Genomic DNA, 26,788 nt, shown 5'->3' with positions numbered 1-26,788 from the left:
GCGCGACCACGGAGGAGGGCGCGGTGGCCTCGGTCGGCTGGTCGACGGCTCCGGACATCACTGTCTGCATCACACCAAAATGCCTGATCATTCGCGCAGACGGAAGAAACCTCCGGAATCCGGACGATCTCCGCCTCGCCGTGGAGCGCTCCGGGAGGAGGCCGCCGGCGGCCGCCGAGTGGTCCGGCCTTCACCGGGCGGCCGCGGACGCCGCCCGCTCCCGGGCCCTCCTCACAGCCCGGACCAGGGGCGGTGCGGGGCCCGTAACGCGACCGAAGCGATCACCGTCGCCGGTTGCAACACCCGGTTCCTACGGTGACTTCCGGCCGGAGTACGGTATTCGGCTGCTGGTTGCCGGCGGATGCGACCGGCGGTGCCACGGCACTCGTACGGGTGAGGGGGGCAACGATGGCGGGGACGGACAGGAGCCGGGTACGGACGGTCTGCTCGTACTGCGGGGTCGGCTGCGGGATCGTGCTGGACCTGGAGCAGGACGCGGGCGGCCGCCGGACCGTCGCGAAGGTGTCCGGTGACAAGGCGCACCCCGCCAACGGCGGCCGGCTGTGCACCAAGGGAGCGACGCACGCCGACCTGCTCGCCGCGCCCGGGCGGCTGGAGACGGCCCTGATGCGCACCGCCCGCGGCCGGCCGCGGGAGCCCGTCGACGTGGAAGCGGCGGTGGCGGCGGTGGCCGACGGGCTGCGGGCGGTCCTGGACGAGCACGGCCCCGACGCGCTGTCCTTCTACGTCTCCGGGCAGATGAGCCTGGAGGCCCAGTACCTGGCGAACAAGCTGGCCAAGGGGTTCGTCCGGACCACCGGGATCGAGTCCAACTCCCGCCTGTGCATGGCCAGTGCGGGCAGCGGCTACAAGCTCTCGCTCGGCGCGGACGCCCCGCCCGGCTCGTACGCCGACTTCGACAGCGCGAACGCGTTCCTCGTCATCGGCGCCAACATGGCGGACTGCCACCCGATCCTCTTCCTGCGGATGGCGGACCGGATCAGGTCCGCCGGTGCGAAGCTCATCGTCGTCGACCCGCGCCGCAACGCCACCGCCGACCGGGCCGACCTGTTCCTGCAGATCAGGCCCGGCACCGACCTCGCCCTGCTGAACGGCCTGTTGCACCTGCTGGTCGAGAACGGGCACACCGACGAGGAGTTCATCGCCGAGCACACCGACGGCTGGGACGGCATGCCGGGTTTCCTGGCCGACTACCCGCCGGCCACCGTCGCCGGGATCACCGGCATCCCGGAGGAGGACATCCGCACCGCCGCCCGGTGGATCGGCGAGGCCGGCGACTGGATGAGCTGCTGGACCATGGGCCTCAACCAGTCCACCCACGGCACCTGGAACACCAACGCCCTGGTCAACCTGCACCTGGCCACCGGCGCGATCTGCCGGCCGGGAGCCGGCCCGCTCTCCCTGACCGGCCAGCCCAACGCCATGGGCGGCCGCGAGATGGGGTACATGGGACCCGGCCTGCCCGGCCAGCGCTCCGTCCTCGTCGACGCCGACCGCGCCTTCGTCGAGGACCTCTGGGGCATCGCGGCGGGCACGCTGCGCGCCGAGACCGGGCGCGGCACGGTGGAGATGTTCGAGCGGATGGCCGCCGGCGAGATCAAGGCCTGCTGGATCATCTGCACCAACCCGGTCGCCTCGGTGGCCAACCGCAGGACTGTCATCGCCGGCCTGGAGGCCGCCGAACTCGTCATCACCCAGGACGTCTTCGCCGAGACCGAGACCAACGCGTACGCGGACGTGATCCTGCCCGGCACGCTGTGGGCGGAGTCCGACGGCGTGATGATCAACTCCGAACGCGGCCTGACCCTCGTGCCCGGCGTCGTCACCCCGCCCGGCCAGGCCACCGCGGACTGGCAGCTGATCGCCCGCGTCGCCTGCGCGATGGGCTTCGCCGACGCCTTCACCTACGCGAACTCCGAGGAGGTCTTCGAGGAGATCAAACAGGCCTGGAACCCGCACACCGGATGGGACGTGCGGGGCGTCACCTACGAGCGGCTGCGCCGGACGCCGGTGCAGTGGCCCGCCGCACCGGGCGGGCCCGACCGCAACCCGATCCGCTACCTCAACGACGGGATCAGCCAGGCCCTCCTGGAGCGGGAGGACGGCACCCGGCCGAGACTGAACTTCCCGACCGCGAACGGCCGCGCGCAGTTCTTCCCCCGACCGCACCTGCCGGCCGCCGAACTCCCCGACGACGACTACCCGTTCGTCCTCAACACCGGCCGGTTGCCACACCAGTGGCACACCCTCACCAAGACCGGCAAGGTCGCCAGGCTGAACAGGCTCGATCCGGGCCCGTTCGTCGAGGTCCACCCCGAGGACGCCGCCGCGCTGGACGCCCGGGACGGGGACCGCATCGAGATCGCCTCCCGCCGCGGCCGGGCGGTGCTGCCCGCCGTCGTCACCGACCGCGTCCGTCCGGGCAACTGCTTCGCCCCGTTCCACTGGAACGACCTCTTCGGGGAGTACCTCGCCGTCAACGCCGTCACCAACGACGCCGTCGACCCGGTGTCCTTCCAGCCGGAGTTGAAGGCCTGCGCGGTGTCGATGCGGGTGGTTGCCGCTCCTGTCGCCGTTCCTGTTCCTGCTGCTGCTCCTGTTGCTGCTCCGGCTCCGGCCCCGGCGGTGGCCCCGGCTTCGGCGGTGGCCGGTAGCCCGGCCGCTGCCGTGCCGGCCCTCGCCGCGCTGCTCGGAATCGGCGACCTCACCCCGCCCGCCCTCACCGAACCGGAGCGCCGCTACCTGTCCGGCTACCTGTCCGGCATCGAACTCGCCCCGCCTGGCGGGGTTCCGGTGCTTCCCGGGGACGCCCCCCTCGGCCCGGCGACGGCACAGTGGGTCAACGGTCTGACGGCCGGGATGTTCTCGCGGACCGCTGCCCCGGTCGCGCCCGTCCCCGGGCCTGCCGCGCCAGTGCCCGAGACGTCCGTGCCCGAGACGTCCGTGCCCGTCCCCGGCACGACCGCCGATCCGGCCCGGAGCCTCCTCGTCCTGTGGGCCTCGCAGACCGGCACCGCCGAGGAGTACGCCGCCACCGCCACCGCCGCCCTGGCCGAGGCCGGCCGCACCCCGGCCCTGCACGCCATGGCCGACGCCACCCCCCGGCAACTCACCTCCGACACGGACCTGCTGATCATCACCAGCACGTTCGGCGACGGCGAGGCCCCGGACAACGGTGCCCGCTTCTGGCAGGACCTCCTCGCTCCGGGCGCTCCGCGCCTGGAGGGCGTGCGCTACTCCGTGCTGGCGTTCGGCGACTCCAGCTACGCCGACTTCTGCGGCCACGGCCGCCGACTGGACGAGCGCCTCGCCGAACTCGGGGCCACCCGCCTGCACCCGCGTACCGACTGCGAACCCGACGACGACGGGCCCGCCTCGCACTGGCTCGACGAGGTCACCGCCGCTCTCGCCAGGGCGGGCGCCGTGGTGGGGCCCGGTGGGCGGGTCCCGGCCGAGGTGCTGCCGACCGCCGCGCCCCCCTCCTTCGGCCCGGCCGTACCCGTCACGTACTCGAAGTCCGCCCCCTTCGCGACCCTCCTGATCGGCAATCGGGTGCTGAGCCGGTCCGGATCGCGCAAGGAGGTACGGCAGTTCGCCTTCGACACCCGCGGCGGTGAACTCGCCTACGAGGCCGGTGACGCCCTCGGTGTCTGGCCCTCGAACGGGTCCGCGCTCGTCTCCGAGTGGCTGGCCCTCACCGGTCTCGATCCCGAGGAGACCGTCCAACTGCGCGGCGACGGAGGGATCCCCCTGGGCGAGGCCCTGCGGACCCGGCTCGACATCACCCGCCTCACCCCGGACCTGCTCGGGTTCGTCGCCGAGCGGACGGGGGACCGCCGGCTCAGGCGGCTGCTGCGGCCCGGCAACACGGGCGAACTGGCCAAGTGGAGCTGGAGCCGGCAGGCCGCCGACGTCATCGGCGAGTTCCCCGTCCGGGCCTCCGCCGCGGAGTGGGCGGGCGTGCTCAAGCGGCTCCAGCCCCGGCTGTACTCGATATCCTCCAGCCCGCTGGTGCACCCGGGCGAAGTCCACCTCACGGTGTCCGTCGTCCGCTACACCAACGACCTCGGCCGCGATCGCGCGGGTGTCTGCTCCACCTACCTCGCGGACTGCGCCGACGACGGCCCGGTCCAGGTCTTCGTCCAGCCTTCCCGGCACTTCCGACCGCCCACGGCCCCCACCACCCCGATGATCATGGTGGGCCCGGGGACCGGCGTCGCGCCGTTCATCGGGTTCCTGGAGGACCGGCGCGCCCGCGGCCACACCGGACCGAACTGGCTGTTCTTCGGCGAGCAGCGCGAAGCCACCGACTTCTACTACCGGGAGGAGTTGGAGGCGTACCGGGCATCCGGTCACCTGGACCGCCTCGACGTCGCGTTCTCGCGCGACCAGCGCAACAAGGTCTACGTCCAGGACCGCATGCGCGAGCACGGCGCGCGCCTGTGGCGGTGGCTCCAGGACGGCGCCCACTTCTACGTCTGCGGCGACGCCGGCCGCATGGCCAAGGACGTCGACCGAGCCCTGCGGGAGATCGTCGCGGCCCACGGCGGCACGGACGAGGAGACGGCCGCCGCGTACGTCCGTCAACTCGCGAGCGACAAGCGCTATGTCCGTGACGTCTACTGATCCCGCCGCGCCGGCCGTGCGGACCCGAACGCGGCGAACCCGACTGGATCGGAGCGGATCGGACCGAATCGGAACGGACTGGACTGGACCTGATCAGACCGAGAGCGAGATCTCGGTCGACTTGATCAGAGCGACGACGGGGGAGCCGGCGGCGAGGGCGAGGGCCTCCACGGCGTCCTTGGTGATGGCGGCGGTCAGCTCGCCGCCCTCGACGTCGACCTTGACCGAGCCCATGGCCCCGCCGGTGGCGACATCGGTGACGGTGCCCGCGATCTGGTTGCGGATCGAGATGCCCTCGACCCGGGCGGTCGCGAGCGAGACCTCGGTGGACTTCACGAGCGCCTTGACGGCCGTGCCCTCGGCGATGCCGAGGTCCTTCACGGCGTCGGTGGTGATCGCCGCGGTGATGTCCTGACCGCCGGCCAGGCGGACCTTCACCGCGGACATGGCCTCGCCGGCCGTGACGGAGGTGACGGTGCCGGGGATCTGGTTGCGGATGCTCAGGCTCATGGACGTACGCCTCACTCGGGTCGGTCGTGGAAACCGCGGCTTTCGGGCCGCCACCGGCCACGCTAGCCGCGCCGATCACGCCCCGGAGAAAGCCCCTCGCATCCGCGAGGGCAAGGGGCGCGGAGGCGTCGCATTTCCCGTTCGGTCGAACGTCAGGAGAATTCGGGCTCTCGGGCCTCCCCTTTCAGAGCTTTCGGGGCTGCGGATCGCCGCCGCCTCTGATAGGCGGCGGCGTGGCCACGGGGCAGGGGCCTGACGGCGCCTCCCGGAGCCGCCGTCAGGCCCCGCCCAGCACCTCCACCAGCGCGGTCAGGAACTCCTCCGGCCGTTCCACCTGCACGCTGTGCCCGGCCCCTTCGACGGCGACCTCGCGCACCCGCCCGCCCGCGGCGGCGTAGCGGTCCAGGACGGCGCGGGTCTGCGCCACCATCGGCTGCGCCGGGCAGGTGTCGGCGCCGGGCCAGCCCGGGACGGCGCCGATCGCCCCCAGGTGGGCCAGGTCGAAGAGCGAGGTGTCGGAGACGATCACGTCGGCCGTGCCGCGGATCCACAGGACCGGCGGCTTCGGTTCGACCGACTCCAGGTCGTCGATCCGGAAGTGGGTCGGCGCCATCGAGTTGAGCACCCCGCGGTCGCCGGGCCGGAAGCCCGGCCAGGCCCCGCTCGGGCGGCTGTCGCCCGGGTAGTGGTCCTCGCCGGTCCGGGTGGTCAGCATCGCCGCCAGGTAGCGGTCCGGGTCCGGCAGCGGCTCGCTGACGTAGGCGGTGTTCAGCACGGAGAGCGGCGCGAACGGCGACCCGGAGCCCGTCTCGCCCTCGTCCAGCAGCCGGACGAACTCGGGTGCCGCGCCGCCGGCGCCCGAGCCGGCCCCGTCGGGGGAGTTGAGCCGCCCGTCCACCCCGTGGGTGCCGCCGAACCCGTAGGGGGAGACCGGATTGACCAGGGTGAGCGTACGGACCAGCTCCGGGCGGTCGCGCAGCAGTTGCAGCGCCACGCCGCCGCCCATGCTCCAGCCGACCAGGTGGACCGGGCCGAGGGCCAGCGCCCGGAGGTAGGACAGCAGGTCCTCGCTGTGGTCGCGCAGGCCCCGGGTGGCGTCCACCGGCAGCGGCTCGGTGCGGCCGAAGCCGCGCAGGTCGGGTGCCAGCGGGCGGTAGCGGTCGGGGAGCGCGGTCATGGTCGGGTGCCAGAAGGCGCCGGAGGAGACGTTCCCGTGCACCAGGACCACGGGTTCCCCGGTGCGGCCCTCGATCTCGGCGTGGTGCACCGTGAGCCGGTCGGTGGTGACCAGTCGTTCGGTGACCAGTCGTTCGGTGACCAGCCGCTCGGTGGTCGGTCGCTCGGTGGTCGGTTGCTCGGTCGTCGGTCGCTCGGTGGTCATCCGGATCGTCCTCAGTTCAGCCAGCCGGCGACCTGCGCGCCCGCGGCGCCGTCCCAGCCGAGTTGCAGGTGGTTGGCGAGGGGGATCAGCGCGGTGCCGCCGACGGTGCCGAAGCCGGTGGTGTCCAGCGCGCTGGACACGAACACCACGCCGTCGCTGGGCCCCCGGTTCTCGTTGAAGATCCCGACGATGCTCGGCGTGCCGCCGGCCAGGAGGTACGCCGTCACCGAGGAGGGCACTCCGGCCCGGTGCAGCGGGGCGATCAGCGAGCCGGCGTCGATCGCGGCCTGGATGCCGCCGCCGTCGGTGTAGAAGCCCTGCCCGCCGTAGTAGGTGGTGTACCAGTCCTGCTGGGTCTGGTCGACGCCGAACACCGAGTCCCAGCGTGCCAGCATCTGCCGCTGCCCCGGGTAGTCGTCGTAGCCGCCCGCCGCTGTGAAGGAGAACTCCGGGTGCGCGGTGTAGGTGCCGTAGCAGGTCATGCGCAGGTGCGGGGACGGGGCGTTGACCGCGCCGCCGCACTGCGGCCAGATCGAGAAGTCGTGCGCCCACCCGTGCGCGAACGGGTAGTCGTAGCCGCCGTTCGGGCCGCCGAGGGTGATCAGCTTGCGCACGTCGCCCGCGTACGGGCGGCCCCAGGAGGGCTTCACCGAGGAGGCGTAGGCCCGCGCGGACATCTCGCCCTTGCTCCAGCCCACCACGTCGACCTGCGGGACGCCGAGCTTGGCGCGGATCAGCGCGACGGCGTCGCCGACCTCCTGGGCCTGCATCAGGTTGTCGCCCTGCTTGTGGGCGAACCCGATCGCGAACACCCGGTAGCCCCGCCCGGCGAGGTTCTGCATCAGCCCGGTGTTCGGGCAGGAGGCGGAGCCGCAGCCGTACCCGCCGGACTCGCCGGGGTTGGCCCAGGCCCGGTCGGGGTTGTCGTTGGCACCGTGCACCAGCAGTACCGGGACCGGGTGCGCGCCGGTGTTCCAGCCGGGGGCCGAGTAGAGCAGGAAGCGGCCGGAGAAGGGCTGCTTGACGCCGCCGAAGAAGGTCAGCCGCTGCCCGTCCTGGTCGCCGCGGCCGTCCGGCGGGTACTGCTCCTGCCGGAAGCCGGCGGTGGTGTCGAGGTAGCGCTCCACGCGGTCCCAGCCGTTGGCGACGGTGCCGTAGGTCGCCTCCAGGGTCAGGTTGGCGGGCACCGCTGCTGCTGCCCGCCCCGCCGGGACGACCACGCCCACCAGCGCCAGCACGGTCGCGAGCAGCCAACCCGCGCCTCTGCGCCCACCACTGCTTCTCCCCGAGCCGTGTTCCATGCCGCGTCCACTCCTCCGCATCGCGCCGCCGGTTCGCGACACCCTACGAACGCCGGAGTGCCCCCTCCATGGCGGCGAGCCATACCCTGGCGACCCCGCTGTGGTCGCCGACCACATGGTCACGACGCGAACCTGGACGACCCGGCACGACGACACCCGGGGCCCCGCACCGACCGGGTCCTCTGGCGTTCCGCCGCCCCGCCGGTAACATGAGTACCCCTCACATTTCCGTCGTGTTCGCGCCAGGAGGCTGTCATGCCGGACCGCTACGACCTGCCGGCGGGGTTCCGCTGGGGTGCCGCCACCGCCGCCTACCAGATCGAGGGGGCGGTGACGGAGGACGGCCGCGGACCGTCCGTCTGGGACACCTTCACCGCCCGCCCCGGGGCCGTCCGCGACGGCCACACCGGCGCGGTCGCCTGCGACCACTACCACCGCTACCCCGAGGACATCGCCCTGATGAAGGGCCTCGGGCTGGACGGCTACCGCTTCTCCCTCGCCTGGTCCCGGATCCTGCCCACCGGCAGCGGGCCCGTGAACCCCGCCGGACTCGCCTTCTACGACCGCCTGGTGGACGCGCTGCTGGAAGCGGGCATCACCCCGCTCCCCACCCTCTTCCACTGGGACCTCCCGCAAGCCCTGGAGGACCACGGCGGCTGGCTCAACCGCGACACCGCCCACCACTTCGCCGACTACGCCGCCGTCGTCACCGACCGCCTCGGCGACCGCGTCCCCACCTGGATCACCCTCAACGAGCCCTTCGTCCACACCGTCTTCGGCTACGCCCTCGGCACCCACGCCCCCGGCCGCACCCTGATGTTCGAGGCCCTCCCGGCCGCCCACCACCAGCTCCTCGCCCACGGGTTGGCCGCCACCGTCCTCCACGACCGCGGCCTGGAGGTGATGCTCTCCAACAACCTCACCCCCGTCGAACCGGCCACCTCCTCACCCGAGGACGCGGCCGCCGCCGCGGCCTACGACGCCCTCCACAACCGGCTGTTCACCGATCCCGTCCTCCTCGGCCGCTACCCCGACCTCTCCGCCCTCGGTGTCCCCGACGACATCTTCGGCGCCGTCCACCCCGGCGACCTCGACCTCATCCACACCCCCGGCCTGGACGGCCTCGGCCTGAACTTCTACAACCCCACCCGCGTCGCCGCCCCCACCACCCCCGGCCTCCCCTTCGACCTCGTCGACATCCCCGAGGCCCCCCACACCGCCTTCGGCTGGCCCGTCGTCCCTGACGCCCTCCGCCAACTCCTCCTCCACCTGCGGGACTTCTACGGCAAGGCCCTCCCACCCGTCACCATCACCGAGAACGGCTGCTCCACCGCCGAGGACCTCGACGACACCTTCCGCATCGACTACCTCGCCACCCACCTCGACGCCCTTGCCACCGCCACCGCCGAAGGCCTCGACATCCGCGGCTACTACACCTGGTCCCTGCTCGACAACTTCGAATGGGCGGAGGGGTTCAATCAGCGTTTTGGTCTGGTCCACGTCGACTGCGCGACGCAGCGCCGTACTCCGAGGGCGTCGTACGCCTGGTACCGCGACCTGATCGCCGCCCACCGGGCGAAGTCGGCGGATCGGTAGCAGCGGCCGGGCCTGGTGGATCCCTGCGGGGCGGTGTGGCGGCCTGTGCCGGGATCCGTGGAGAGCGGTGGTGGGCGGTGCGCCCTGAACGGTTCCCTGGGCCGGATCTCGCTGGGCGCTGCCCATTGACTCCGACTTTCACCCCTCTTACTGTAGCGGTCACTACATGAGTCTGTAGTGACCGCTACATGAACGGGTGCGTCCGCGGTGACGCAGACCCGCTGGTCCGGCGTGCCTGCTAGGTGCCGATGCCGGCCCGCCCACGGTTCATGCTGCGTCCCACTGCCCACAGGAGGTGTGCGTCATGACCGGCGCCGAAACCGAGAATGCCCCAAGTCCCGGGCGACGAAGGCTCCTCAAGGCCGCCCTGCCGCTCGCCGTCGCCACCGCGGTGCTCGATGCGACGCCGGCCCGCGCGGCATCCCCCGACCCGACGGTGCGGTCGCCCGGATCGCGCGGCGGGGGCCGCATCGACGTGCACTGCCACCTGCTCCCGGACTTCTACCGGCAGTCCCTCGCCGCGCACGGCGTCGTCGAGATCGGCGGAGTGCCGGTCCCGGTGTGGAGCCCGGCCCTCGCGGTCGACTTCATGGATCGCTACGGCATCGAGGCGCAGGTGGTCTCCGTCTCCGAGCCGGGGGTCACCTATCTGGATGCCGCCGCCGACCGCTTGGCCATGGCGCGGCGCCTGAACACCTACATGAGCCGTGAGCTCGTCGGCGGATCCACCTACCGCCAGGGGCGCTTCGGCGGCTTCGCGGTCCTGCCGCTGGGCCGCAGGGTGACCGCGGTGGACGTGGGCGACGCGGTGGTGGAAGCCCGGAGGGCGGTGCGTGAACTCGGGCTGGACGGCGTGGGCCTGTTCAGCAGTTACGGCGGGACCTACCTGGGCGATCCCGTCTTCGAGCCGTTGCTGCGCGAACTCGACGACCTGCGGGCCATGGTGTTCGTCCACCCGGTGACCCCTTCGGCCTATCCCGACCTGGGGCTGCCGCCCTTCCTCTACGAGTTCACGTTCGACACCACGCGTGCGCTGGTCAACATGCTCTACAAGGGGGTGTACGAGCGGCATGCGCGCATCCGCTGGCTGGCCGCCCATGCCGGCGGCACGCTGCCCTACATCTCCTACCGTGCCAGCCTGTTGGCGCCGGCCCCCGAGCCCGCCCAGCGGTTCGGCGCCTCCGGGTCCGCGGACAGCAACGCGCACTTCCGCGGCCTCTTCTACGACACGGCCCTCTCGCCCGCGCCCCAGGCGATGAAGTCGGTGCGGGAGCTGGCCGGCGCCGAGCACGTCCTGTTCGCCACCGACTGGCCGTTCAGCAGTCCCTTGTTCCTGGGGGCCGGGGATCCCGCGCCCCAACTGGACGAGACCTTCGGTCCCGATGAGCGCCTGGCTGTCGAGCGGGGCAATGCGCTGGCCCAGTTCCCGGCACTGGCCGCCCGGCTCGGGACCCGTGCGGGCTGAGCCCCGAGCCGGCCGCGCTCGGCCGATCCGGCGGGCGGCGCGCGCCGACGCGACGCCCTGTGGCACACTTGCTGTAGTGATCGCTCCAATTGGAGCGAGCGTTGCAGTAGGCTCGCCGTCGACGACAGTCGAGCGCACCCGAACACGAGGAGGCACCCGCCATGGCCGGGCCGCAGACGACCCGCAAGAAGCGCGCGAACGGGGTGGAGTCGCGCCAGCGCATCCTGGACGCCGCCGTGGAGATCGCGGGCGAGCGCGGCTACGAGGGCACCTCGATCGCGGCCGTCAGCACGAAGTGCGGGCTGCCCGCCAGCTCGATCTACTGGCACTTCAAGGACAAGGACGACCTGATCGCCGCGGTCATCGAACGCAGCTTCGCGACCTGGCTGGCCGCCGTCGAACTGCCGGGCGAGGAAGCGGGCACCCCGTTGGAACGGGTCACCGCCATGGCGGTGAGCGTGGCGAAGTCGCTGATCGCCGCCCCCGACTTCCTCCGGTTCGGGCTGATGCTCGCGCTGGAGCGGCGCCCCACGGAGCCCCGGGGTCGGACGGTGTTCCTCCAGGTCCGTGAGATCGCGGGCGCGAAGATCGCCGAGATGGCCCGGGAGCTCGTCCCGGACCTCGACGAGGAGTCCGTCCGCCTGCTCACGGCCTATGCCGTCGCCGGTGCCGACGGACTGTTCGTCCAGCGCGAGATCAACGGGGACGGCGTCGACCTGGTCGCGATGTTCGAACTGCACGCCCGGCTCGTCTACGAGGCGGCGACACGCATGGCGGCGGCGAAGGAGGAGTGAGCCCGGCCGGTCGCGCCACTCCGCGGCCGGCTCCCAGCGCCGCCCGGCCGCCGACCCGGCCGGAACCGGGCAGGGCCGTGCCGCCGGCCCGGACCCGCCCGGTGCCGCCCGGTGCCGCCCGGTGCCACCCTGTACGCGTCCGGGGCCGTCGGCCGCTCCGACGCCGAAGCACGCGTCCCCGCCCGAGCGTCGCCTCCCGACCCTGCCGCTGTGATGCGCCCGCCCTGCTCGCCCGCCCGGTTGCGGCGCTTCCGAGCCGTGCGGCCCGGTGCACCCGCGGCGCGTCCGCCCTTCGGGGCCTCCCAGCACAGCATCGACCGAGACAGGTTCCCCATGTCCACCATCCCTCATCACCAGCCCGACGACCGGGCCGGGGAGGGCCTCGGCGCCGTCCCGACCGGCCGGGCCGGCCACAACGGCGTCCTCGCCGCCATGTGCCTGGCCCTGGTCCTCGTCGTGGCCTCCGTCTCCGCCCTCAACCTCGCACTGCCGGACCTGGCGGTCGACCTGTCGGCCACCAACGGTTCGCTGACCTGGATCGCCGACGCCTACACCGTGGCCCTGGCCGCGCTCGTGCTGCCCCTGGGCGCGATCGGCGACCGCCTCGGGCGCCGCAACGTCCTCGTCGCGGGAACCGTGGTCTTCGGCGCCGCCTCCCTGGCCGGTTCCTTCGCCGACTCCACGACCACGCTCATCGTCTGGCGGGTCGTCATGGGGCTCGGCGCCGCGATGATCATGCCGGGCACGCTGTCCACCATCACGGCCGCCTTCCCGCCCGAGCAGCGCGCCAAGGGCGTGGCCACCTGGTCGGGATTCGCGGCGGCCGGCGCCATCCTCGGCATGCTCGCCGCGGGGACGCTGCTGGAGCGGTACTCCTGGCGGTCGATCTTCGTCACGAGCGCCGCGGTCGCCCTGGTCGCCGCGCTCGCCGCGATCCTCCTGGCGCCCGACACCAAGGACCCGCACCCCGAGCCGCCCGACGTGCCCGGGGCCGTCTGCACCGCGCTCGGGATCGGCACCCTGGTCTTCGCCATCATCGAGGGCAACGAGCAGGGCTGGACGCAGCCCCCGGTCGTCGCCGCACTCGTCGTCACGGTCCTGGCCTTCACCGCGTACGCCTGGCTCGGCCTGCGCAACGAGCACCCGCTCCTCGACCCCGCCCTGTTCGGCATCCGCGGTTTCCGGGCCGGCGCGATCACCGTCCTCGTGCAGTTCATGGCCGTCTTCGGGTTCTTCTTCGTCGGCCTGCAGTACCTGCAGCTCGTCCTCGGCTACAGCCCGCTCAAGGCCGCCGTCGCCCTCGTCCCCGTTGCCGTGGTCGTCCTGCCCACGTCGCAGCTCACCCCCCGCCTGGTGCGACGGGTGGGGATGAAGGTCACCATGGCCGCCGGCCTGGCCCTGCTGAGCGCCGGCCTGTTCGTCATCTCCCGGATCGACGTCGACTCCGGCTACCTGCCGTTCCTCGGCGGGCTCGTCCTGGCGGGCTTCGGCATCGGCCTGTCCGGGGCCGTGGGCACCTCCGCCATCACCGGCTCGCTCGGCCGCGGCCGGCAGGGCGTCGCCTCCGCGATGAACGACACCACCCGCGAGGTCGGCTCGGCCGTCGGCATCGCCCTCATGGGCTCGATCTACGGCAGCCACTACCGGTCCAGCCTCCCCGCCTCCCTCGACCAGCTGCCCGCCGAGGCCGCCTCGGCCGCGCGCGACTCCGCCGCCGCCGGCCTGCACGTCGCCGAGCAGCTCGGTGCCGGTGCTGGTGGCGGGGCCCTGGCCGACGGCGTCAAGGCCGCCTTCATGGACGGGCTGTCGGCCTCGCTCGTCGCGGTCGGTGCCGTCGTCCTGGCCGCCGCCGTCGGCTGTCTGTTCCGCGCGCCGAGGACGCCGCCGACATCGGACTGAACCCGCGCCTCGCACCCGGCCGGTGACAGGCCGTCGAAAGACGTGGCCGTCCGTTCGGCAGCCGGCCCGGTCGCCAGAAGGACCGCGGGCACGGCCATGCGGTACCTCCCCTACGACGAGTGGGCAGCTCGCCCGCGACGACGTCGCCCGGAGCTTCTTCCAGCGCGAGGCCCGCACCGCGGTCTCGCTCGACCATCCCGGTCCCGGCCCGGTGTTCCCCCGTTGCCGGTCCAGCACTGACGAACCGACACCGCCGCTGTCCGACACCACGGTCGGACCAGGTCGTCACCGCAGAGGAGAGAGAACATGCACGGACCGGTCGACGGCCGGGCGCCGCGGCTCAAACGCGGCCGCAACCGGTGGATCGCGGTGGCGCTGACGCTGCTCGCCGCCGCCGGCGGCGGCGAGGTACTGGCCACGCAGTACACGCAGGAGCGCATCGCCGACTCGGCTCGCCGGAACCTCGGCCTCGCCGCCGCTCCCGAGGTGCGCGTGCACGGGTTCCCCGTGTCGCTGCAGTTGGCCCGGGGAGTGGTCACCGAGGCGGACATCGACGCCGCAGGCGTGCCGGCCGACCTGGACGGCCGCGTCCTGACCGTCCAGGACGTCGCCGTCCACCTGCGAGGAGTGCACCGGGAACGGGACGGCGGGGAGCGGGCCGACGAGGCGGAGGTCACGGCGACCGTCGCGTACGACGACCTCTCGGCGTTCTACGGGGTCGCCATCGGCCGGGGCGAGGGTGACGACCGGGTGGCGGCGACCGCCCGGCTGCCGCTGCTCGGACAGGTCACCGGCTCCGCCCGGATCGGCGTCGCCGCTCCGGACGCCGTCGGACTCGACGACGTCCGGCTCCCCGAGAACGTGCCCCCCGCCGCGCGCACCCTGCTGGAGAGGGCCTTGGAGCGCCGGACCCCGCTCGACCGGCTGCCAGAGGGCCTCGCGCTCCAGTCCGTGGCCGTCACCGACCACGGCATCGTCGCCCGCATGTCCGGGCACGGCGTCGAGCTGCGGCCCCGCACCGCCTAGGCCCTGTCCGGCAGGATCGGCCGGACAGGGCCTAAGGCGCGGCGACGTCCGCCGGCCCGGGGCGTGCGGGGGCTGTCCGGTCAGTCGGCGGAGCGGGCCGTCGCGAGGTCGAGGGCGATGTCCGTGATCATGTCTTCCTGGCCGCCCACCAGCTTGCGTCGTCCGACCTCCACCAGGATGGCGCGGGTGTCGAGACCGTACCGCCGGGCGGCGGTCTCGGCGTGGCGCAGGAAGCTGGAGTACACGCCCGCGTAGCCGAGGGTGAGGGTCTCGCGGTCCACGCGCACTTCGCGGTCCTGCAGCGGGCGGACCACGTCGTCGGCGGCGTCCATCAGCGGGAACAGGTCGCAGCCGTGCTCCCAGTTCATCAGGTCGGCGACCGCCACGAACGCTTCGAGTGGGCAGTTGCCGGCGCCCGCCCCCTGGCCGGCGAGGGAGGCATCGACGCGCGTGACGCCGTTCTCCACGGCGACGACGGAGTTGGCGACGCCCAGGCCCAGGTTGTGGTGCGCGTGGATTCCGAGCTCGGTGTGGGAGGACAGGACGTCGCGGTAGGCGCGCAGGCGGTCGCGCACGCCGTCCATGGTGAGGCGGCCGCCCGAGTCGGTGACATAGACGCAGTTGGCGCCGTAGGACTCCATCAACGCCGCCTGCCGGGCGAGTTCGGCGGGCTCGGCCATGTGGGACATCATCAGGAAGCCGGACACGTCCATGCCCAGGCTGCGGGCGGCGTCGATGTGCTGGGCCGAGATGTCGGCCTCGGTGCAGTGGGTGGCGATGCGGACCGAGCGGATGCCGAGGGCCTGGGCCTGCCTCAGGTCGTGCAGGGTGCCGATGCCGGGCAGCAGCAGGGTGGTGGGCACCGCCCGGTGGACGCTGTCGCAGACGGCTGCGATCCACTCCCAGTCGGTGTGGGCGCCGATGCCGTAGGTGATGCTGGAGCCGGCCAGGCCGTCGCCGTGGGCGATCTCGATCGCGGCCACGCCGGCCGCGTCGAGGTGGGTGGCGATGGTGCGGGCCTGCTCGACGGTGCAGCGGTGGCGGACGGCGTGCATGCCGTCCCGCAGGGTCACGTCCTGGATGTACAGGTGAGTCATCGCGTCGCCACCTCCGGGGCGCGGTGGGCGGCCATGCGTTCGGCGGTGCGCAGGGCGGCCGAGGTCATGATGTCGAGGTTGCCGGCGTAGGCGGGCAGGTAGTGGGCGGCCCCCTCCACTTCCAGGAACACCGACACCTTCGCGGCGCCGCCGGCGCGGGAGGACGCGGGCAGCAGGGCGCGGAGCGGGTCGTCGGCGGCGACGCGGTCGAACTGGACCTTCTGCTTGAGGCGGTAGCCGGGGACGTAGGCCTGGACCCGGGCGACCATCTGCTCGACCGAGTCGGTCACCGCGGTGTCGTCGCAGTCGCCGACCAGGCAGTACACCGTGTCGCGCATGATCAACGGGGGTTCGGCCGGGTTCAGGACGATGATCGCCTTGCCGCGGGTGGCGCCGCCCACCTTCTCGACGGCCGAGGACGTGGTCTCGGTGAACTCGTCGATGTTGGCCCGTGTGCCGGGGCCCGCGGAGCGCGAGGAGATCGAGGCGACGATCTCGCCGTAGTGGACGGGTGCCACGGCCGAGACCGCGGCCACGATCGGAATGGTGGCCTGGCCGCCGCAGGTGACCATGTTGACGTTGGAGGCGTCGAGGTGGTCGTCGCCGTTGACCGGCGGGACGACGTACGGACCGAGCGCGGCGGGCGTCAGGTCCACGACCCTGCGCCCCAGGGAGCGCAGCACCTCGTCGTGGCGGCGGTGCGCTCCGGCGGAGGTGGCGTCGAAGACGATCTCCACGTCCGTGAACTCGTCCAGTCGCACCAGGCCGTCCAGGCCCTCGTGGGTGGTGGCGACCTTCAGGCGGCGGGCGCGTGCCAGGCCGTCGGAGTCGGGATCGATCCCGGCCATCGCGGCGATCTCCAGGGACTCGGAGAGCCGCAGGATCTTGATCATCAGGTCGGTGCCGATGTTGCCGGATCCGATGACGGCGACCTTCGTGGTCATGCTCCGGCTCCTTCCGTGGTGGTGGACGCGAACCTGGTGGTGACCGTGCCGAGCCCGGTGATGTCGGCGGTGAACTCGTCGCCCTCGGCGGCGACCGCCATCGGGCCCAGCGCGCCGGTCAGGACGATGTCGCCGGCCCGCAGCGGGTCGCCGAGCCCGGCGAGGGTGGAGGCGAGCCAGAGGGCGGCGGTGAGCGGGCTGCCCAGGCAGTCGGCCCCGGTGCCCTGCGAGACCCGCTCGCCGTTCTTGGTGAGGGTCATGGTCGTGGCCCGCAGGTCGACCCGGTCCAGGGGGACCGGGGTGCCGCCGAGGACGTACAGCCCGCAGGAGGCGTTGTCGGCGACGGTGTCGACGATGGTGATGTCCCAGCCGGCGATGCGGCTGTCGACGATCTCCAGCGCGGGCAGCGCGAACGCCGTGGCGCGCAGCAGGTCGGCCGAGGTCGGGTCGCGGTGCGGCAGGTCGGTGCCCAGTACCAGGGCGACCTCGGCCTCGACCTTCGGCTGGAGCAGCCGGCCGGGGGCGACCGGTTGTCCCTCGGGCACCGCCATGTCGGCGAACAGGACGCCGAAGTCCGGCCGGTCCACGCCGAGTTGGCGCTGCACGGTGGGAGAGGTCAGGCCGATCTTGCGGCCCACCGGCCGCCGCCCGGCCTCGATGGCCCGCTCGACGTGGAGCCGTTGCACGGCGTAGGCGGCTTCGACGTCCGCCTCGGGCAGCAGCGGGCGCACCGGGGGGCACGGGACGCCGGTACGGGCGGCCTCCGCCAGGAGTGCCGCCGCCTCGGCCACGTGGGCGGGCCGGGACCGGTGGGGTGGTGCGGAGCCGAGCACGAAGAACCTCCGAGGGATGGTTGCGGGGTGGTGGGGGAGTGACGAGGGTGCGCCGGTCTCCGCCGGGTGCGGGCGCGCGCTCCGGACACCGGGTGGGCGAGGACGGCGCCGCATCGGCGGCGCGGTGACCGTCCGGGTCAGTCGTCGGCGATGCCCGTGCCGCTGAGGGCGGGCACGGTGAGTTCCGGGTGGGCCAGGGAGCGGGCCCCGAGGCGGAACTGGTCGAGCTTGTCGATGATGGTCCGCCCGACGGGGAGGTGGCCCCAGGTGCTGATGCCTCGGTGCGTGGTGGGGACCCAGGTGCTCTCGTCGATGACGAGGGGGTTCCAGCCGACTTCCCATTCGAAGCCCGAGGGGGTGCGGGCGTAGTAGGACAGTTCCCGGTCGTTGGTGTGCTGGCCGACGGTCAGTGCCATGTCGAAGCCGAGTTCGTGGACGCGCTCGTAGCTGCGGGCGACGTCGTCGAGGGTGGCGGCCTGGATGTTGAGGTGCTGGACGCGGGTGCGGACCGGGTCGATCGGCAGTCCGCGGACGGCTGCGACGGCGATGGAGTGGTGGCGTTCGTTGACGCGCAGGAAGCGGATCTTGAGTTTGACGCCGCTGATGGTCTCGTCGATGTAGTCGGTCAGGCGGGCGTCGAAGACGGTGGTGAAGTAGCCGCGCATCAGCTGTGGCTTGGTCGAGGTGATCGCGACGTGGCCCATGCCTGCGTCTCCGGTGACGAAGCCGGAGGCGAGCATCCGCAGCGGTTCGGCGGTCGTGGTGGGGTTGGTGCAGATCTCCTGGGTGATGCCCTTGGGGCCGCGGAAGCGCAGCAGGCGCTCGACGCCGCGCAGGGCGGCTTCCTCTTCGGTGCCCTGGACGAGGGGGACGCCGTGGGCGCGGATGCGGGCCTCGATCTGTTCGAAGGCGGTGTGGTCGTCGACGTGCCAGCCGGTGGCGACGACGTCCTCGGCGGGGCCGCGGGTGAGCAGGAAGCGGCACTCCCGGTCGTCGAGGCGAAAGCGCATCAGGTCGGACGCGAGGCTGTCGTGGTGCATGCCGATGGCGTCGGTGCCGAAACGGCGCCAGTCGGCGAAGCGGTCGGTCTCGATGACGATGTGGCCGAGGCGGACGGCGCCGAAGACGGTGGCGGTGGCCGGTGCGGTGGTCATCGCCGGCCCGCCAGGAAGTCGGCGCACAGCCGGTTGAAGAGTTCCGCGCGTTCGAACTGGACCCAGTGTCCGGTGTTGGCGACCGTGTACAGGTCGCAGTCGGGCATGCGTTCGGCGAGCATCCGGCCGCCGGAGGGCCGGTTGACCTTGTCCTGTGCCCCCCACAGCACCAGCGTCGGTACGGGCAGTCGGGACAGGCGGGGGTCGCGGGTGAAGTCCATCTTCCACACGGTCCGCAGGGCGTTGCGCCCGGACGGCCGCCTCAGGGGCGGTGCGGCGATCACCTCCGGGTCGATGCTGGCGCGGTAGCGCTCGTCGATCACGGAGTCCGGGACGTCGGCGGCGTTGAAGACGAGGTGGTTGCGGATGAACTTCTCCAGCTCGGGGCGTGAGGGCCCGTCGCCGGTGTAGTAGTTCAGCAGGCTGTTGAGGCCGGGAGTGGGCAGGGCGCGGGTGGTGCCGACGCCGCCGGGGCCCATCAGGACCATGCGGTCGACCCGGTCGGGGGTGTCCAGGGCCAGGCGCAGAGCGCAGGCGCCGCCGTAGGAGTTGCCGACCAGGTGGGCCGTGTCGAGGCCGAGCCGGTCGAGCAGGCCGCGGATGCCGTCGGCGAGGAAGCCGAAGGGGTCGCCGGCGTCGACGCCCTTGGTGCTGCGGCCGTAGCCGGGCAGGTCGGGCACGATGACGCGGTGGCTCCGGGCCAGCGCGGCGATGTTGCGGGTGTAGTTGGAGACGCCGGAGGCGCCCGGGCCGCCGCCGTGCAGCAGCAGGACCGGCGGACCGTCCCCGGTCTCCGCGACGAAGATCCTCCTTCCGCCGATGTCGTACGTCGTCTCCTGCATCGTCGGCAGGCCGGTCGGTGTCGTCGTCATGGTGCCGGGGTCCTCACTGGGCGGTGGACGCGTGCGGGCGGGAGGTGGCGGTCGGGGCGAAGCCCCGGGGCGGCTGCGGGAGCGGGGAGCCCGCGGGGGCCGCCGCGTAGACGTAGGCGTCGGGGCGCAGGGCGAGCACGGCCGCGCCGTGCCGGGCCATCCAGGGCAGCAGGACGCCGTCGCTGTCGACGAGGGTGCCCTCGGCCGGCCCGGAGCCGAGGGGCGTGACGGTCAGGGACCGCACGCCCAGGGCGTCCCAGGCGAGTTGGGGGGTGGCGGTCCGGGCGTGCAGGAGGTGCCACCGGGCGCTGAGCGCGTCGTCGAGGCGGACGCGGGTGCCGTCGGGGCCGGTGACCCAGGGCTGGGGCACCTGGTGGCCGGTCGCCTTGACGCGGGAGGGGGCCTGCAGGCCGGCGTCGTACCGGGCGACGGGGATCCAGTTCGCGTTCTGCAGCCAGTTGCTGAAGCCCGGTACGCGGTCCAGGGTGCGCAGGGCGCCGTTGCGGGCCCGGGTGATCGGCGGGCGGCGTTCGGTGATGGTCCGTCCGACGAGCACCGCCCGCCGGGTGACCTCCTTGACGTGCGGTTTGCGCTCGGCCTCGTAGCTGTCGAGGACCGTCCCGGGCAGTTCGCCGTGCAGGACGGCGTCGAGCTTCCAGCAGAGGTTGGCCACGTCGCGCACCCCCGCGGCCATGCCCTGGCCGATCCACGGCGGCATGGCGTGGGCGGCGTCGCCGGCGAGGAAGACCCGACCCGCGCGGAAGCGGGTGGCGAAGCGCACGTGGTGGCTGTAGACGGTCGCGCGCAGGACCTTGACGCTGTCGCGGCCGATCCCGTACCGGGAGATCAGCCGGTACGCGGCGTCCTCGGTGACCAGGTGCTCCTCGTCGTCCCCGGGGAGGAGGGGGAACTCGTAGCGGTGGTGGCCCAGCGGGGTCGGGCAGTCGACGGCCGGGCGCGCGGGGTCGCAGTGGAAGCGCAGCTTGTCGTGGTCGGGCCAGGGCTTGAGCATCTCGGTGTCGATGACGACCCAGCGGTCCTCGTACGTCCTGCCCTCGTAGCCGATGTTCAGCTGGGCGCGGGTGAGGCTGGAGCCGCCGTCGGCCGCGATCACGTAGGAGGCGCGCAGCCGGTGCACGGAATCGTCCGCCGTGCCGACGACCGTCAGCTCCACCCCGTCGGCGTCCTGGCGCAGGCGCAGGCACTCGTGGCGCAGCAGGACCTCCACGTTCGGGTACCGGTCGACGCCGTCGCGCAGGACCTGCTCCAGCGCGGGCTGGTAGATGAACATCTGCGGCGGGTGCCCGTGCCCGCGCGGGGTGGGGCGCGCGCGGATGAAGGGGCGGCCGTCCGCGTCGACGAAGTCCACGGGCCGCTCGGTCAGCATGTCCTGCTTGAGGCGCTCGGCCAGGCCGATCCGCTGCCAGATCCGCACGACCTCCTCGTCCGTGGAGATGGCCCGGGCGCGGGTGAAGATCTCGGCGTCCCGCTCCAGCACGACGACGCGCAGCCCCATCGCGCCCAACAGGTTCGCCGCGGTCACGCCCGTGGGCCCGTAGCCGATGACGGCCACGTCGTAGGCACTGTCCTCGGGCTCTGTCCCAGCCCCGGTCTGACGCATCAGGCCACCTCACCGTGTCGATCGCACTGCGCAGCTCTTGCTGTAGCGATTACTCCAATTGGAATGACTGCTACGGTATGCTCGCCGTCAGAGAGGGTCAAGTGACCGGAACCGCGCACCACCGAAGGGGACGCCCGTCACGGCCGAGCCGCGGACGATCCGCGGGGAACACGTGCACGGCGCGGCGTCCCACGGCCGGCGGCCGGTACGACACGCCTCTCTCCGCCCCCACAGAGCGCACGAAAGGCCGCGGCATGTCTCCTTCGGCACAACGCATCGACGTCCACCAGCACGTGGTGCCCGGCTTCTACCGCGACGAGCTCGCCGACGCCGGCATCACCGATGCCGGAGGCCGGGCCCTGCCCGACTGGAGCGCCGGGTCGGCACTACGCCTGATGGACCTGCTGGAGACCGCCACCGCGATCGTCTCCGTGTCCACGCCCGCAACGGGCTTCCTCGCCGACCCCGCCGCAGCTGCCGACCTGGCCCGACGCCTCAACGACCACGGCGCGTCCCTGGTCTCGGGCCACCCCGGCCGCTTCGGCTTCTTCGCCACCCTGCCCATGCCGGACGCCGCCGCCTCCGCCGCCGAGGCGGTACGCGCGCTGGACGAGCTGCGCGCCGACGGCGTCACCCTGCTCGCCAACAACCGCGGCGCCTACCTCGGGGCCGACGGCCAGGACGTCCTGTGGCGCGCGCTCGACGACCGTGGCGCGGTGGTCTTCGTCCACCCCGCGGAACTGCCCGCTGAACCGGTCCGCGGCATCCCGGCCTTCGCCGCCGACTTCCTGCTGGACACCACCAGGGCCGCCTACCTCCTGGTCCGCAACGGCATCCTGCGCCGCCATCCGAACATCCGCTTCATCCTCAGCCACGCCGGCGGCTTCGTCCCCTACGCCTCGCACCGGATGGCCGTCACCCTCGCCAACGACACCGTGCGCAGCCCGCTCGACGTGCTGGACGACTTCCGCTCCTTCTACTTCGACACCGCCCTGTCCTCCAGCCCGGCCGCCCTGCCCACCCTCCTCGCCTTCGCCCGCCCCGGACACGTCCTCTTCGGCAGCGACTGGCCCTTCGCCCCCACCCCCGCCGGGCAGTACTTCGCCAACGGCCTCGACCTGGGCGTCGACCCCGACACGCTCACGGCCGTCAACCGCACCAACGCCGAAGCACTCTTCCCCCGGCTGGCGGCGACCCGCCCGGCACCGCCGACGACACCGCCGGCCACGGTGCGCATCCGCCGGGCGGCCCAACGCGCCGCAGCGCGCCTGGCGTTCAAGCTCGTTCAGCCCGGTACGGACTGATCCGGCGTTCCGGGAGCCGGAGCGCGCCGGGTGTGCCCGCGATCGCGCCCGGCTCCCGGACGACGTGCGCCGCTGTACGCGGTCGCTCACGCCTACCGGCAGTTCCTGGACGACCTGCGCGAGGGTACGTCGGCGGTACCCGATTTCGCGCACGGCGCCGCCCGGCACCGCAGCATCGAATCCGCCGTGACGACAGACTGACCTGACGTGCCGACCTCACGTGCGCCCGCGGTCCGCTGTGGTGACCACCGCTGTTGCGGCTACCCGACCGCCGCCGGGGAGCGGGGTGCTTCGGCGGCGGTGTGCGGCTGGTAGAAGTCGGTGTGTCCTTCGACGTGGAGGTGGGGCAGGCGGCGGTCCAGCCAGCCGGGCAGCCACCAGTTGCCGCGGCCGAGCAGGTGCATCACGGCCGGTACCAGCAGCAGTCGGACCAGCGTGGCGTCGATCAGGATGGCCGACCCCATGCCGACGCCGATGACCTTGATCGGCAGGTCGGGCGCCGGGACGAAGGCCGCGAACACGGCGACCATGATGGCCGCCGCCGCGGTGATCACCCGCGCGGTGCCCGCCAGTCCGCTGACGATGGACTCCGCGTTGTCGTCGGTGCGCAGCCAGGCCTCACGCATCCGGCTCACCAGGAAGACCTCGTAGTCCATCGAGAGGCCGAACAGGACCGCGAAGGTCAGTACCGGGACGAAGGCCGGCAGCGGGGTGGGGCTGTCGATGCCGATCAACCGGCCGGCGGTGCCGCCTTCGAGGACGAGGGCGACCACGCCGTACGCGGCGCCGACGGAGAGCAGGTTCATCACGGCGGCCTTGAGAGCGACGGCGAGGCTGCGGAAGGCCACCAGGAGCAGGAGCATCGACACCGTGACCACGCCGCCGACCAGCAGCGGGATGCGGCCAGTCCGAGCCGGGCGCGGTGTAGTCCGCGCTGTACTTGCCGCCGAGGCCGGCCGAGAGGCCGAAGGCCGCGCCGGCGGCGAGCAGCCAGAGCAGCACCGTGCGGCCTCGGTTGCGGAAGCTCCAACCGGCTATTCGGCCGAGCGGGCCGGGCCCGTGCGGCCCGTTCCCCCCCGGCGGCCGTCCGCCGGTCCTCGCGCGGTCCCTGGGACATAGTGGTCCTCCGTGCGTCGTCAGGGGCGCCGCCCCCGGCAAAGCGTTACGCTTCATAACGGGTCTTATGAAGCGTAACGTTTCCTTCGACGGGTACGGATTGTCAATGCGGTGACCGGTCACCGGTGGCAGCGAGCCGATGGAGATGTGATGACGGGTGGGGCGACCGAGGAGAGCGGGGGGCGGAGCCGCCGTGAGAGGCTGCGCGCCGACACCGTGGAGGAGATCAAGCACACGGCCCTGGGCCTGATCGTCGAGCGCGGCGCGGCGAACCTCCGCTTCACCGACATCGCCCGCGTCATGGGGATGACCCCGCCCGCGCTGTACCGCTACTTCGCCGACCGGGACGAGCTGCTCACCGCCCTGGTCGCCGACTCTTACGACAGCCTGTCGGACGCGTTGGCGGCGACCGGCGGGACCGTGCCGCCGGACGACCTGGACGGACGCTTCGTGGCCACCTGCACCGGCTACCGCACCTGGGCGCAGCGGAATCCGGAGCGCTTCGCCCTCATCTTCGGCTCCCCCGTGCCCGGGTACGCCGCCCCGCCGGACGGACCGACCGTGGTGGCCGCCCGGCGGGCGATGGAGCACATGGCCGAACTCGTCGCCGACACGGCCGAACGCGGCCGGCTCGGCAGCCCACTGGTGCCGGACGCGGCGGAGGCCCTGATGCTGGCCTGGGCCACCGTGCACGGCTTCGTCGCCCTGGAGGCGCACGGCCACTTCCACGCGCTCGACCAGGACGCGCGGGACCGCCTCTTCGCGGTCCAGGCGGGCGTCGCCGCGCGCACCGCGGGCCTGTCGCCGGCCGCGGACCGGTGGTGACCAGGGCCCGCGCGGCGGACGGTCACAGCCGCCGCTGACGTACCGCCACCCGTCCGACGGGTGTCCCGGTCGATCCTCGGCGGGGCCCAGGCGGCGGCGGGCACTGCGCGTGGCGCGGCCGAACGGGCGAATCCCACCCGCTGACGGGCGGTGACCGAACGTACGGCTCGACACCGGTCGGCCACGGAGTGTAGCCATACAGTGCTTCGGCCGGTGTGGTGCACGTGGGGCGGGAGAGGGACCGGTGGCCCGTGCGGTCGGGACGGGGCGCCGGGCAGGATGGGGTACGGCAGGGAGGTGGGCGGATGAGAGGGCTCGGCGTCGGCGGTGCCGGGGTTGCCGCGGCCCTCGCGGCCGCCGGGACCACGCTGGTGTGCGTGGCGGCCTGGTCGCTCCTCGCGCTGACCCACCCCGGGGTCGGGGGTGTCAGCGACCAGTACCTCTACAACGGCGTCTGGGTGGCGGTCGGCCTGGCGTTCACGCTCGCGGGCCTGTTCCTGGTGGTGAACCGGAACGGCCAGGCCCTGGGGGCGCTGCTGCTGTTCGCCGGTCTGCTGCAGTCCTTGCGCATGGTGACGCTGCTGGCGGCCGCGTTGGCCGGAGCCGGACCGACGGCCGTCGCGGTGGTCGCGGGGGTGATGCTGGCCGCCGACATCGCCAACGCCTCCGTGGTGATCGGCTTCCCGCTCTGGCTTCCCGACGGCAGGTTGCTCGGCGGGGCCTGGCGCGGCATCACCGCCTCGGTGGCCGCCTGGAGCGCCCTGCTCGCCTTCGGCAACACCGCCCAGGTGCCCGCGTGGTACGGCCTGCCCAACCCGCTCCACCACACCGCGCTGTTCGCCTGGCTGGACGGGTGGCTCAGTCCTTACGCCGTCAGGGAGTTCGCCGCGACCCTGGTGTTCACCCTGACGGTGGCCGCGGTCCGCTGCTGGCGCCTGCCCGGACCGCACCCGTACCTGCGTGCGGTGATCGCCGCCTACCTGCTCTGGTGCGTGCTGGCCGTCGTCCCGCACTTCGTCGGCGAGTGGCTGCCCTACGCGGTCGTCGTGGCCGGTGAGGCCGCCTGGATGCTGGTGCCGATGGCCGCCTTCCGCCGTGACCGCCAACTCTCGCTGGACCGGGCCACCCGGCGCTACCTGGCGGCGTTCGCGTTCTGCGCGCTGCTGTTCGTCGGAGCCCTGCTCACCGCCTGCTTGACGTACCGCCTGCTGCCCACCGCCGGGCCCGGCGCGCGTTGGTGGCAGGTGGTGGCAGCAGGGGCCGTGGGTGCGCTGCTGCGGCCCACCGCCCGGGCGGTGGGCCGCGCCGTGGACCGGTACTACTACGGCGAGCGGGCCCACCCGTACCAGCTGGTCCGGCAGCTGGCGGAGCGGATGAGCCATGCCGTCGACCCGGCGGACGCGCCGCCGCTGCTCTGCCGGACGGTGGTGCAGGCCCTCGGGCTGCCGGCCGCCGTGGTCCGGGTGCGGACCCGGAGCGGGCCGCGGGAGCTGGCCCGGCTCGGGACGGTCGAGCCGCCCGGCGTCCGCTTCCCCCTCACCTACGAGGGCGCCGAGATCGGCGAGCTGCTGGTGCCGCCCCGCCTCGGGCAGTCCGAGCTGGACCGGCAGGACCGCGAGGTGCTGGGCCTCCTCGCGGACCAGGCATCGCCCGCGATCGCTTCGCTCGGCCTGTCCGAGGACCTCCGGGCCAGCCGGGAGCAGCTCGTCCTGGCCCGGGAGGAGGAACGCCGCCGCCTGCGCCACGACCTCCACGACGGCCTCGGCCCCGCCCTCTCCGGCCTGCGCCTGCGCATCGACGCCGCCGGCACCGACCTGCCCGACGGCTCCGGGGCCGCCGCCTCGCTCACCGCGGCCTCCGCGGGCATCGGCCAGGCGATCACCGAACTCCGGCGGATCACCGGCGGCCTGACGCCCGGCCCCCTCGACAGCAAGGGCCTGGCCGACGCGCTCCGCCGACTTGCCGACACCCTCGGCAGCCAGGCCCTCCGGATCACCCTCGACCTGCGCCCCGACCCGCTGCCCGCGCTCTCCGCCGCCGTCGAGGTCGCCGTCTACCGGATCAGTGGTGAGGCCCTGAACAACGTGGTCCGGCACTCGGGTGCCACCGCCGCCAGGCTCAGCCTCCGCGCCCTCGCCGACCGCGTCACCGTCGAGGTCGCCGACAACGGCGCGGGCTTCGCCGGCCGCGACTCCACGTCCGGCGTGGGCCTCCGCTCCATGGCCGAACGTGCCGAGGAGCTCGGCGGCACCTTCACCGCCGGCAACGCCCCCGCCGGTGCCGTCGTCCGCGCCGTCCTCCCCCGCGGCCGCGCCGACTGATCCGGGAGGTGGTCGGCGGGAGGTGGTCGGCGGGCGGCGGGAGTGGCCGACGGGAGTGGGTGGTGGGCTGGGTAGGGTGCCG

General features: G+C 73.2%; 19 protein-coding genes. 9 read left to right on the top strand and 10 right to left on the bottom strand.

Translation table 11 applies throughout. From position 1 onward, the window contains the following. The first annotated feature begins 408 nt into the window (after positions 1-408). Positions 409-4,647, top strand: coding sequence for a molybdopterin-dependent oxidoreductase (locus ACFC1T_RS20110; protein WP_375890367.1), 4,239 nt, complete (start codon positions 409-411; stop codon positions 4,645-4,647). 93 nt (positions 4,648-4,740) lie between these two features. Here the strand turns inward: ACFC1T_RS20110 and ACFC1T_RS20105 are convergent, their stop codons facing one another. The 3 genes from ACFC1T_RS20105 to ACFC1T_RS20095 form a co-directional block, all read right to left on the bottom strand. Next, positions 4,741-5,157 carry a molybdopterin-binding protein gene (locus ACFC1T_RS20105; protein WP_375890365.1) on the bottom strand — a complete coding sequence of 139 codons (417 nt, stop codon included), beginning with the start codon at positions 5,155-5,157 and terminating at the stop codon, positions 4,741-4,743. Between the two features lie 277 nt (positions 5,158-5,434). Beyond that, positions 5,435-6,538, bottom strand: a complete 1,104-nt coding sequence (locus ACFC1T_RS20100) for an alpha/beta fold hydrolase (protein WP_375890363.1) — start codon at positions 6,536-6,538, stop codon at positions 5,435-5,437. A gap of 11 nt (positions 6,539-6,549) precedes the next feature. Next, complete coding sequence (locus ACFC1T_RS20095) at positions 6,550-7,776, bottom strand: esterase/lipase family protein (RefSeq protein WP_375890361.1); 1,227 nt, start codon at positions 7,774-7,776, stop codon at positions 6,550-6,552. Between the two features lie 318 nt (positions 7,777-8,094). On the opposite strand from ACFC1T_RS20095, the gene ACFC1T_RS20090 reads away from it, so the two are divergent. From ACFC1T_RS20090 to ACFC1T_RS20070, 5 genes are all read left to right on the top strand, one after another. Further along, the gene (locus ACFC1T_RS20090; RefSeq protein WP_375890359.1) at positions 8,095-9,435 is read left to right on the top strand and encodes a GH1 family beta-glucosidase; all 1,341 of its coding nucleotides are present in this window, start codon (positions 8,095-8,097) and stop codon (positions 9,433-9,435) included. 304 nt (positions 9,436-9,739) lie between these two features. Further along, positions 9,740-10,900 (top strand): amidohydrolase family protein, encoded by a 1,161-nt coding sequence (locus ACFC1T_RS20085; protein WP_375890357.1) that lies wholly within the window; start codon positions 9,740-9,742, stop codon positions 10,898-10,900. A gap of 161 nt (positions 10,901-11,061) precedes the next feature. After that, positions 11,062-11,694, top strand: coding sequence for a TetR family transcriptional regulator (locus ACFC1T_RS20080; RefSeq protein ID WP_375890355.1), 633 nt, complete (start codon positions 11,062-11,064; stop codon positions 11,692-11,694). A gap of 333 nt (positions 11,695-12,027) precedes the next feature. Continuing rightward, on the top strand, positions 12,028-13,593 hold the full coding sequence (locus ACFC1T_RS20075) for an MFS transporter (RefSeq protein ID WP_375890354.1): 1,566 nt from the start codon (positions 12,028-12,030) through the stop codon (positions 13,591-13,593). 306 nt (positions 13,594-13,899) lie between these two features. Further along, complete coding sequence (locus ACFC1T_RS20070) at positions 13,900-14,619, top strand: DUF2993 domain-containing protein (RefSeq protein WP_375890352.1); 720 nt, start codon at positions 13,900-13,902, stop codon at positions 14,617-14,619. Positions 14,620-14,699: 80 nt separating this feature from the next. Here ACFC1T_RS20070 and dmpG read toward each other — a convergent pair whose 3' ends face one another. The 6 genes from dmpG to ACFC1T_RS20040 form a co-directional block, all read right to left on the bottom strand. Further along, the gene (gene dmpG / locus ACFC1T_RS20065) at positions 14,700-15,716 is read right to left on the bottom strand and encodes a 4-hydroxy-2-oxovalerate aldolase (protein ID WP_375890351.1); all 1,017 of its coding nucleotides are present in this window, start codon (positions 15,714-15,716) and stop codon (positions 14,700-14,702) included. Further along, complete coding sequence (locus tag ACFC1T_RS20060; RefSeq protein ID WP_375890350.1) at positions 15,713-16,660, bottom strand: acetaldehyde dehydrogenase (acetylating); 948 nt, start codon at positions 16,658-16,660, stop codon at positions 15,713-15,715. The genes dmpG and ACFC1T_RS20060 overlap by 4 nt, the downstream gene beginning before the upstream one ends. Then, a complete protein-coding gene (locus ACFC1T_RS20055; protein WP_375890348.1) occupies positions 16,657-17,493 on the bottom strand; it encodes a 2-keto-4-pentenoate hydratase in 837 nt (278 codons plus the stop codon). The genes ACFC1T_RS20060 and ACFC1T_RS20055 overlap by 4 nt, the downstream gene beginning before the upstream one ends. A 137-nt stretch (positions 17,494-17,630) precedes the next feature. Next, on the bottom strand, positions 17,631-18,647 hold the full coding sequence (locus ACFC1T_RS20050) for a VOC family protein (protein WP_375890346.1): 1,017 nt from the start codon (positions 18,645-18,647) through the stop codon (positions 17,631-17,633). Beyond that, positions 18,644-19,519 carry an alpha/beta fold hydrolase gene (locus ACFC1T_RS20045; RefSeq protein ID WP_375890344.1) on the bottom strand — a complete coding sequence of 292 codons (876 nt, stop codon included), beginning with the start codon at positions 19,517-19,519 and terminating at the stop codon, positions 18,644-18,646. The genes ACFC1T_RS20050 and ACFC1T_RS20045 overlap by 4 nt, the downstream gene beginning before the upstream one ends. Positions 19,520-19,532: 13 nt before the next feature. Further along, the gene (locus ACFC1T_RS20040; RefSeq protein ID WP_375890343.1) at positions 19,533-21,140 is read right to left on the bottom strand and encodes a bifunctional 3-(3-hydroxy-phenyl)propionate/3-hydroxycinnamic acid hydroxylase; all 1,608 of its coding nucleotides are present in this window, start codon (positions 21,138-21,140) and stop codon (positions 19,533-19,535) included. Between the two features lie 254 nt (positions 21,141-21,394). Between ACFC1T_RS20040 and ACFC1T_RS20035 the strand changes: the two genes are divergently transcribed. Further along, complete coding sequence (locus ACFC1T_RS20035; protein ID WP_375890342.1) at positions 21,395-22,444, top strand: amidohydrolase family protein; 1,050 nt, start codon at positions 21,395-21,397, stop codon at positions 22,442-22,444. Positions 22,445-22,704: 260 nt separating this feature from the next. Here the strand turns inward: ACFC1T_RS20035 and ACFC1T_RS20030 are convergent, their stop codons facing one another. Then, positions 22,705-23,313: an MMPL family transporter gene (locus ACFC1T_RS20030; RefSeq protein WP_375890341.1), complete on the bottom strand. Its 609-nt coding sequence runs from the start codon at positions 23,311-23,313 to the stop codon at positions 22,705-22,707. A gap of 397 nt (positions 23,314-23,710) precedes the next feature. Between ACFC1T_RS20030 and ACFC1T_RS20025 the strand changes: the two genes are divergently transcribed. Together ACFC1T_RS20025 and ACFC1T_RS20020 are read left to right on the top strand one after the other, a co-directional pair. Beyond that, positions 23,711-24,385, top strand: coding sequence for a TetR/AcrR family transcriptional regulator (locus tag ACFC1T_RS20025; RefSeq protein ID WP_375890340.1), 675 nt, complete (start codon positions 23,711-23,713; stop codon positions 24,383-24,385). 305 nt (positions 24,386-24,690) lie between these two features. After that, complete coding sequence (locus ACFC1T_RS20020) at positions 24,691-26,706, top strand: sensor histidine kinase (RefSeq protein WP_375890338.1); 2,016 nt, start codon at positions 24,691-24,693, stop codon at positions 26,704-26,706. Positions 26,707-26,788: the final 82 nt, after the last annotated feature.

This window comes from Kitasatospora sp. NPDC056076 (genome assembly GCF_042266305.1).
GTDB lineage: Bacteria > Actinomycetota > Actinomycetes > Streptomycetales > Streptomycetaceae > Kitasatospora.
The sequence above is the reverse complement of the archived record's forward strand: the minus strand, read 5'-3'. Positions and strand labels throughout refer to the sequence as shown.

Excerpts from the sequence above, each read along its gene's own strand:
- ACFC1T_RS20035 (WP_375890342.1), top strand. The coding sequence starts at position 21,395 with ATGTCTCCTTCGGCACAACGCATCGACGTCCACCAGCACGTGGTGCCC.
- ACFC1T_RS20060 (WP_375890350.1), bottom strand. The coding sequence starts at position 16,660 with ATGACCACGAAGGTCGCCGTCATCGGATCCGGCAACATCGGCACCGAC.
- ACFC1T_RS20110 (WP_375890367.1), top strand. The coding sequence starts at position 409 with ATGGCGGGGACGGACAGGAGCCGGGTACGGACGGTCTGCTCGTACTGC.
- ACFC1T_RS20050 (WP_375890346.1), bottom strand. The coding sequence starts at position 18,647 with ATGACCACCGCACCGGCCACCGCCACCGTCTTCGGCGCCGTCCGCCTC.
- ACFC1T_RS20085 (WP_375890357.1), top strand. The coding sequence starts at position 9,740 with ATGACCGGCGCCGAAACCGAGAATGCCCCAAGTCCCGGGCGACGAAGG.
- ACFC1T_RS20075 (WP_375890354.1), top strand. The coding sequence starts at position 12,028 with ATGTCCACCATCCCTCATCACCAGCCCGACGACCGGGCCGGGGAGGGC.
- ACFC1T_RS20020 (WP_375890338.1), top strand. The coding sequence starts at position 24,691 with ATGAGAGGGCTCGGCGTCGGCGGTGCCGGGGTTGCCGCGGCCCTCGCG.
- ACFC1T_RS20025 (WP_375890340.1), top strand. The coding sequence starts at position 23,711 with ATGACGGGTGGGGCGACCGAGGAGAGCGGGGGGCGGAGCCGCCGTGAG.
- ACFC1T_RS20040 (WP_375890343.1), bottom strand. The coding sequence starts at position 21,140 with ATGCGTCAGACCGGGGCTGGGACAGAGCCCGAGGACAGTGCCTACGAC.
- ACFC1T_RS20090 (WP_375890359.1), top strand. The coding sequence starts at position 8,095 with ATGCCGGACCGCTACGACCTGCCGGCGGGGTTCCGCTGGGGTGCCGCC.
- dmpG (WP_375890351.1), bottom strand. The coding sequence starts at position 15,716 with ATGACTCACCTGTACATCCAGGACGTGACCCTGCGGGACGGCATGCAC.
- ACFC1T_RS20070 (WP_375890352.1), top strand. The coding sequence starts at position 13,900 with ATGCACGGACCGGTCGACGGCCGGGCGCCGCGGCTCAAACGCGGCCGC.
- ACFC1T_RS20080 (WP_375890355.1), top strand. The coding sequence starts at position 11,062 with ATGGCCGGGCCGCAGACGACCCGCAAGAAGCGCGCGAACGGGGTGGAG.
- ACFC1T_RS20100 (WP_375890363.1), bottom strand. The coding sequence starts at position 6,538 with ATGACCACCGAGCGACCGACGACCGAGCAACCGACCACCGAGCGACCG.
- ACFC1T_RS20045 (WP_375890344.1), bottom strand. The coding sequence starts at position 19,519 with ATGACGACGACACCGACCGGCCTGCCGACGATGCAGGAGACGACGTAC.
- ACFC1T_RS20105 (WP_375890365.1), bottom strand. The coding sequence starts at position 5,157 with ATGAGCCTGAGCATCCGCAACCAGATCCCCGGCACCGTCACCTCCGTC.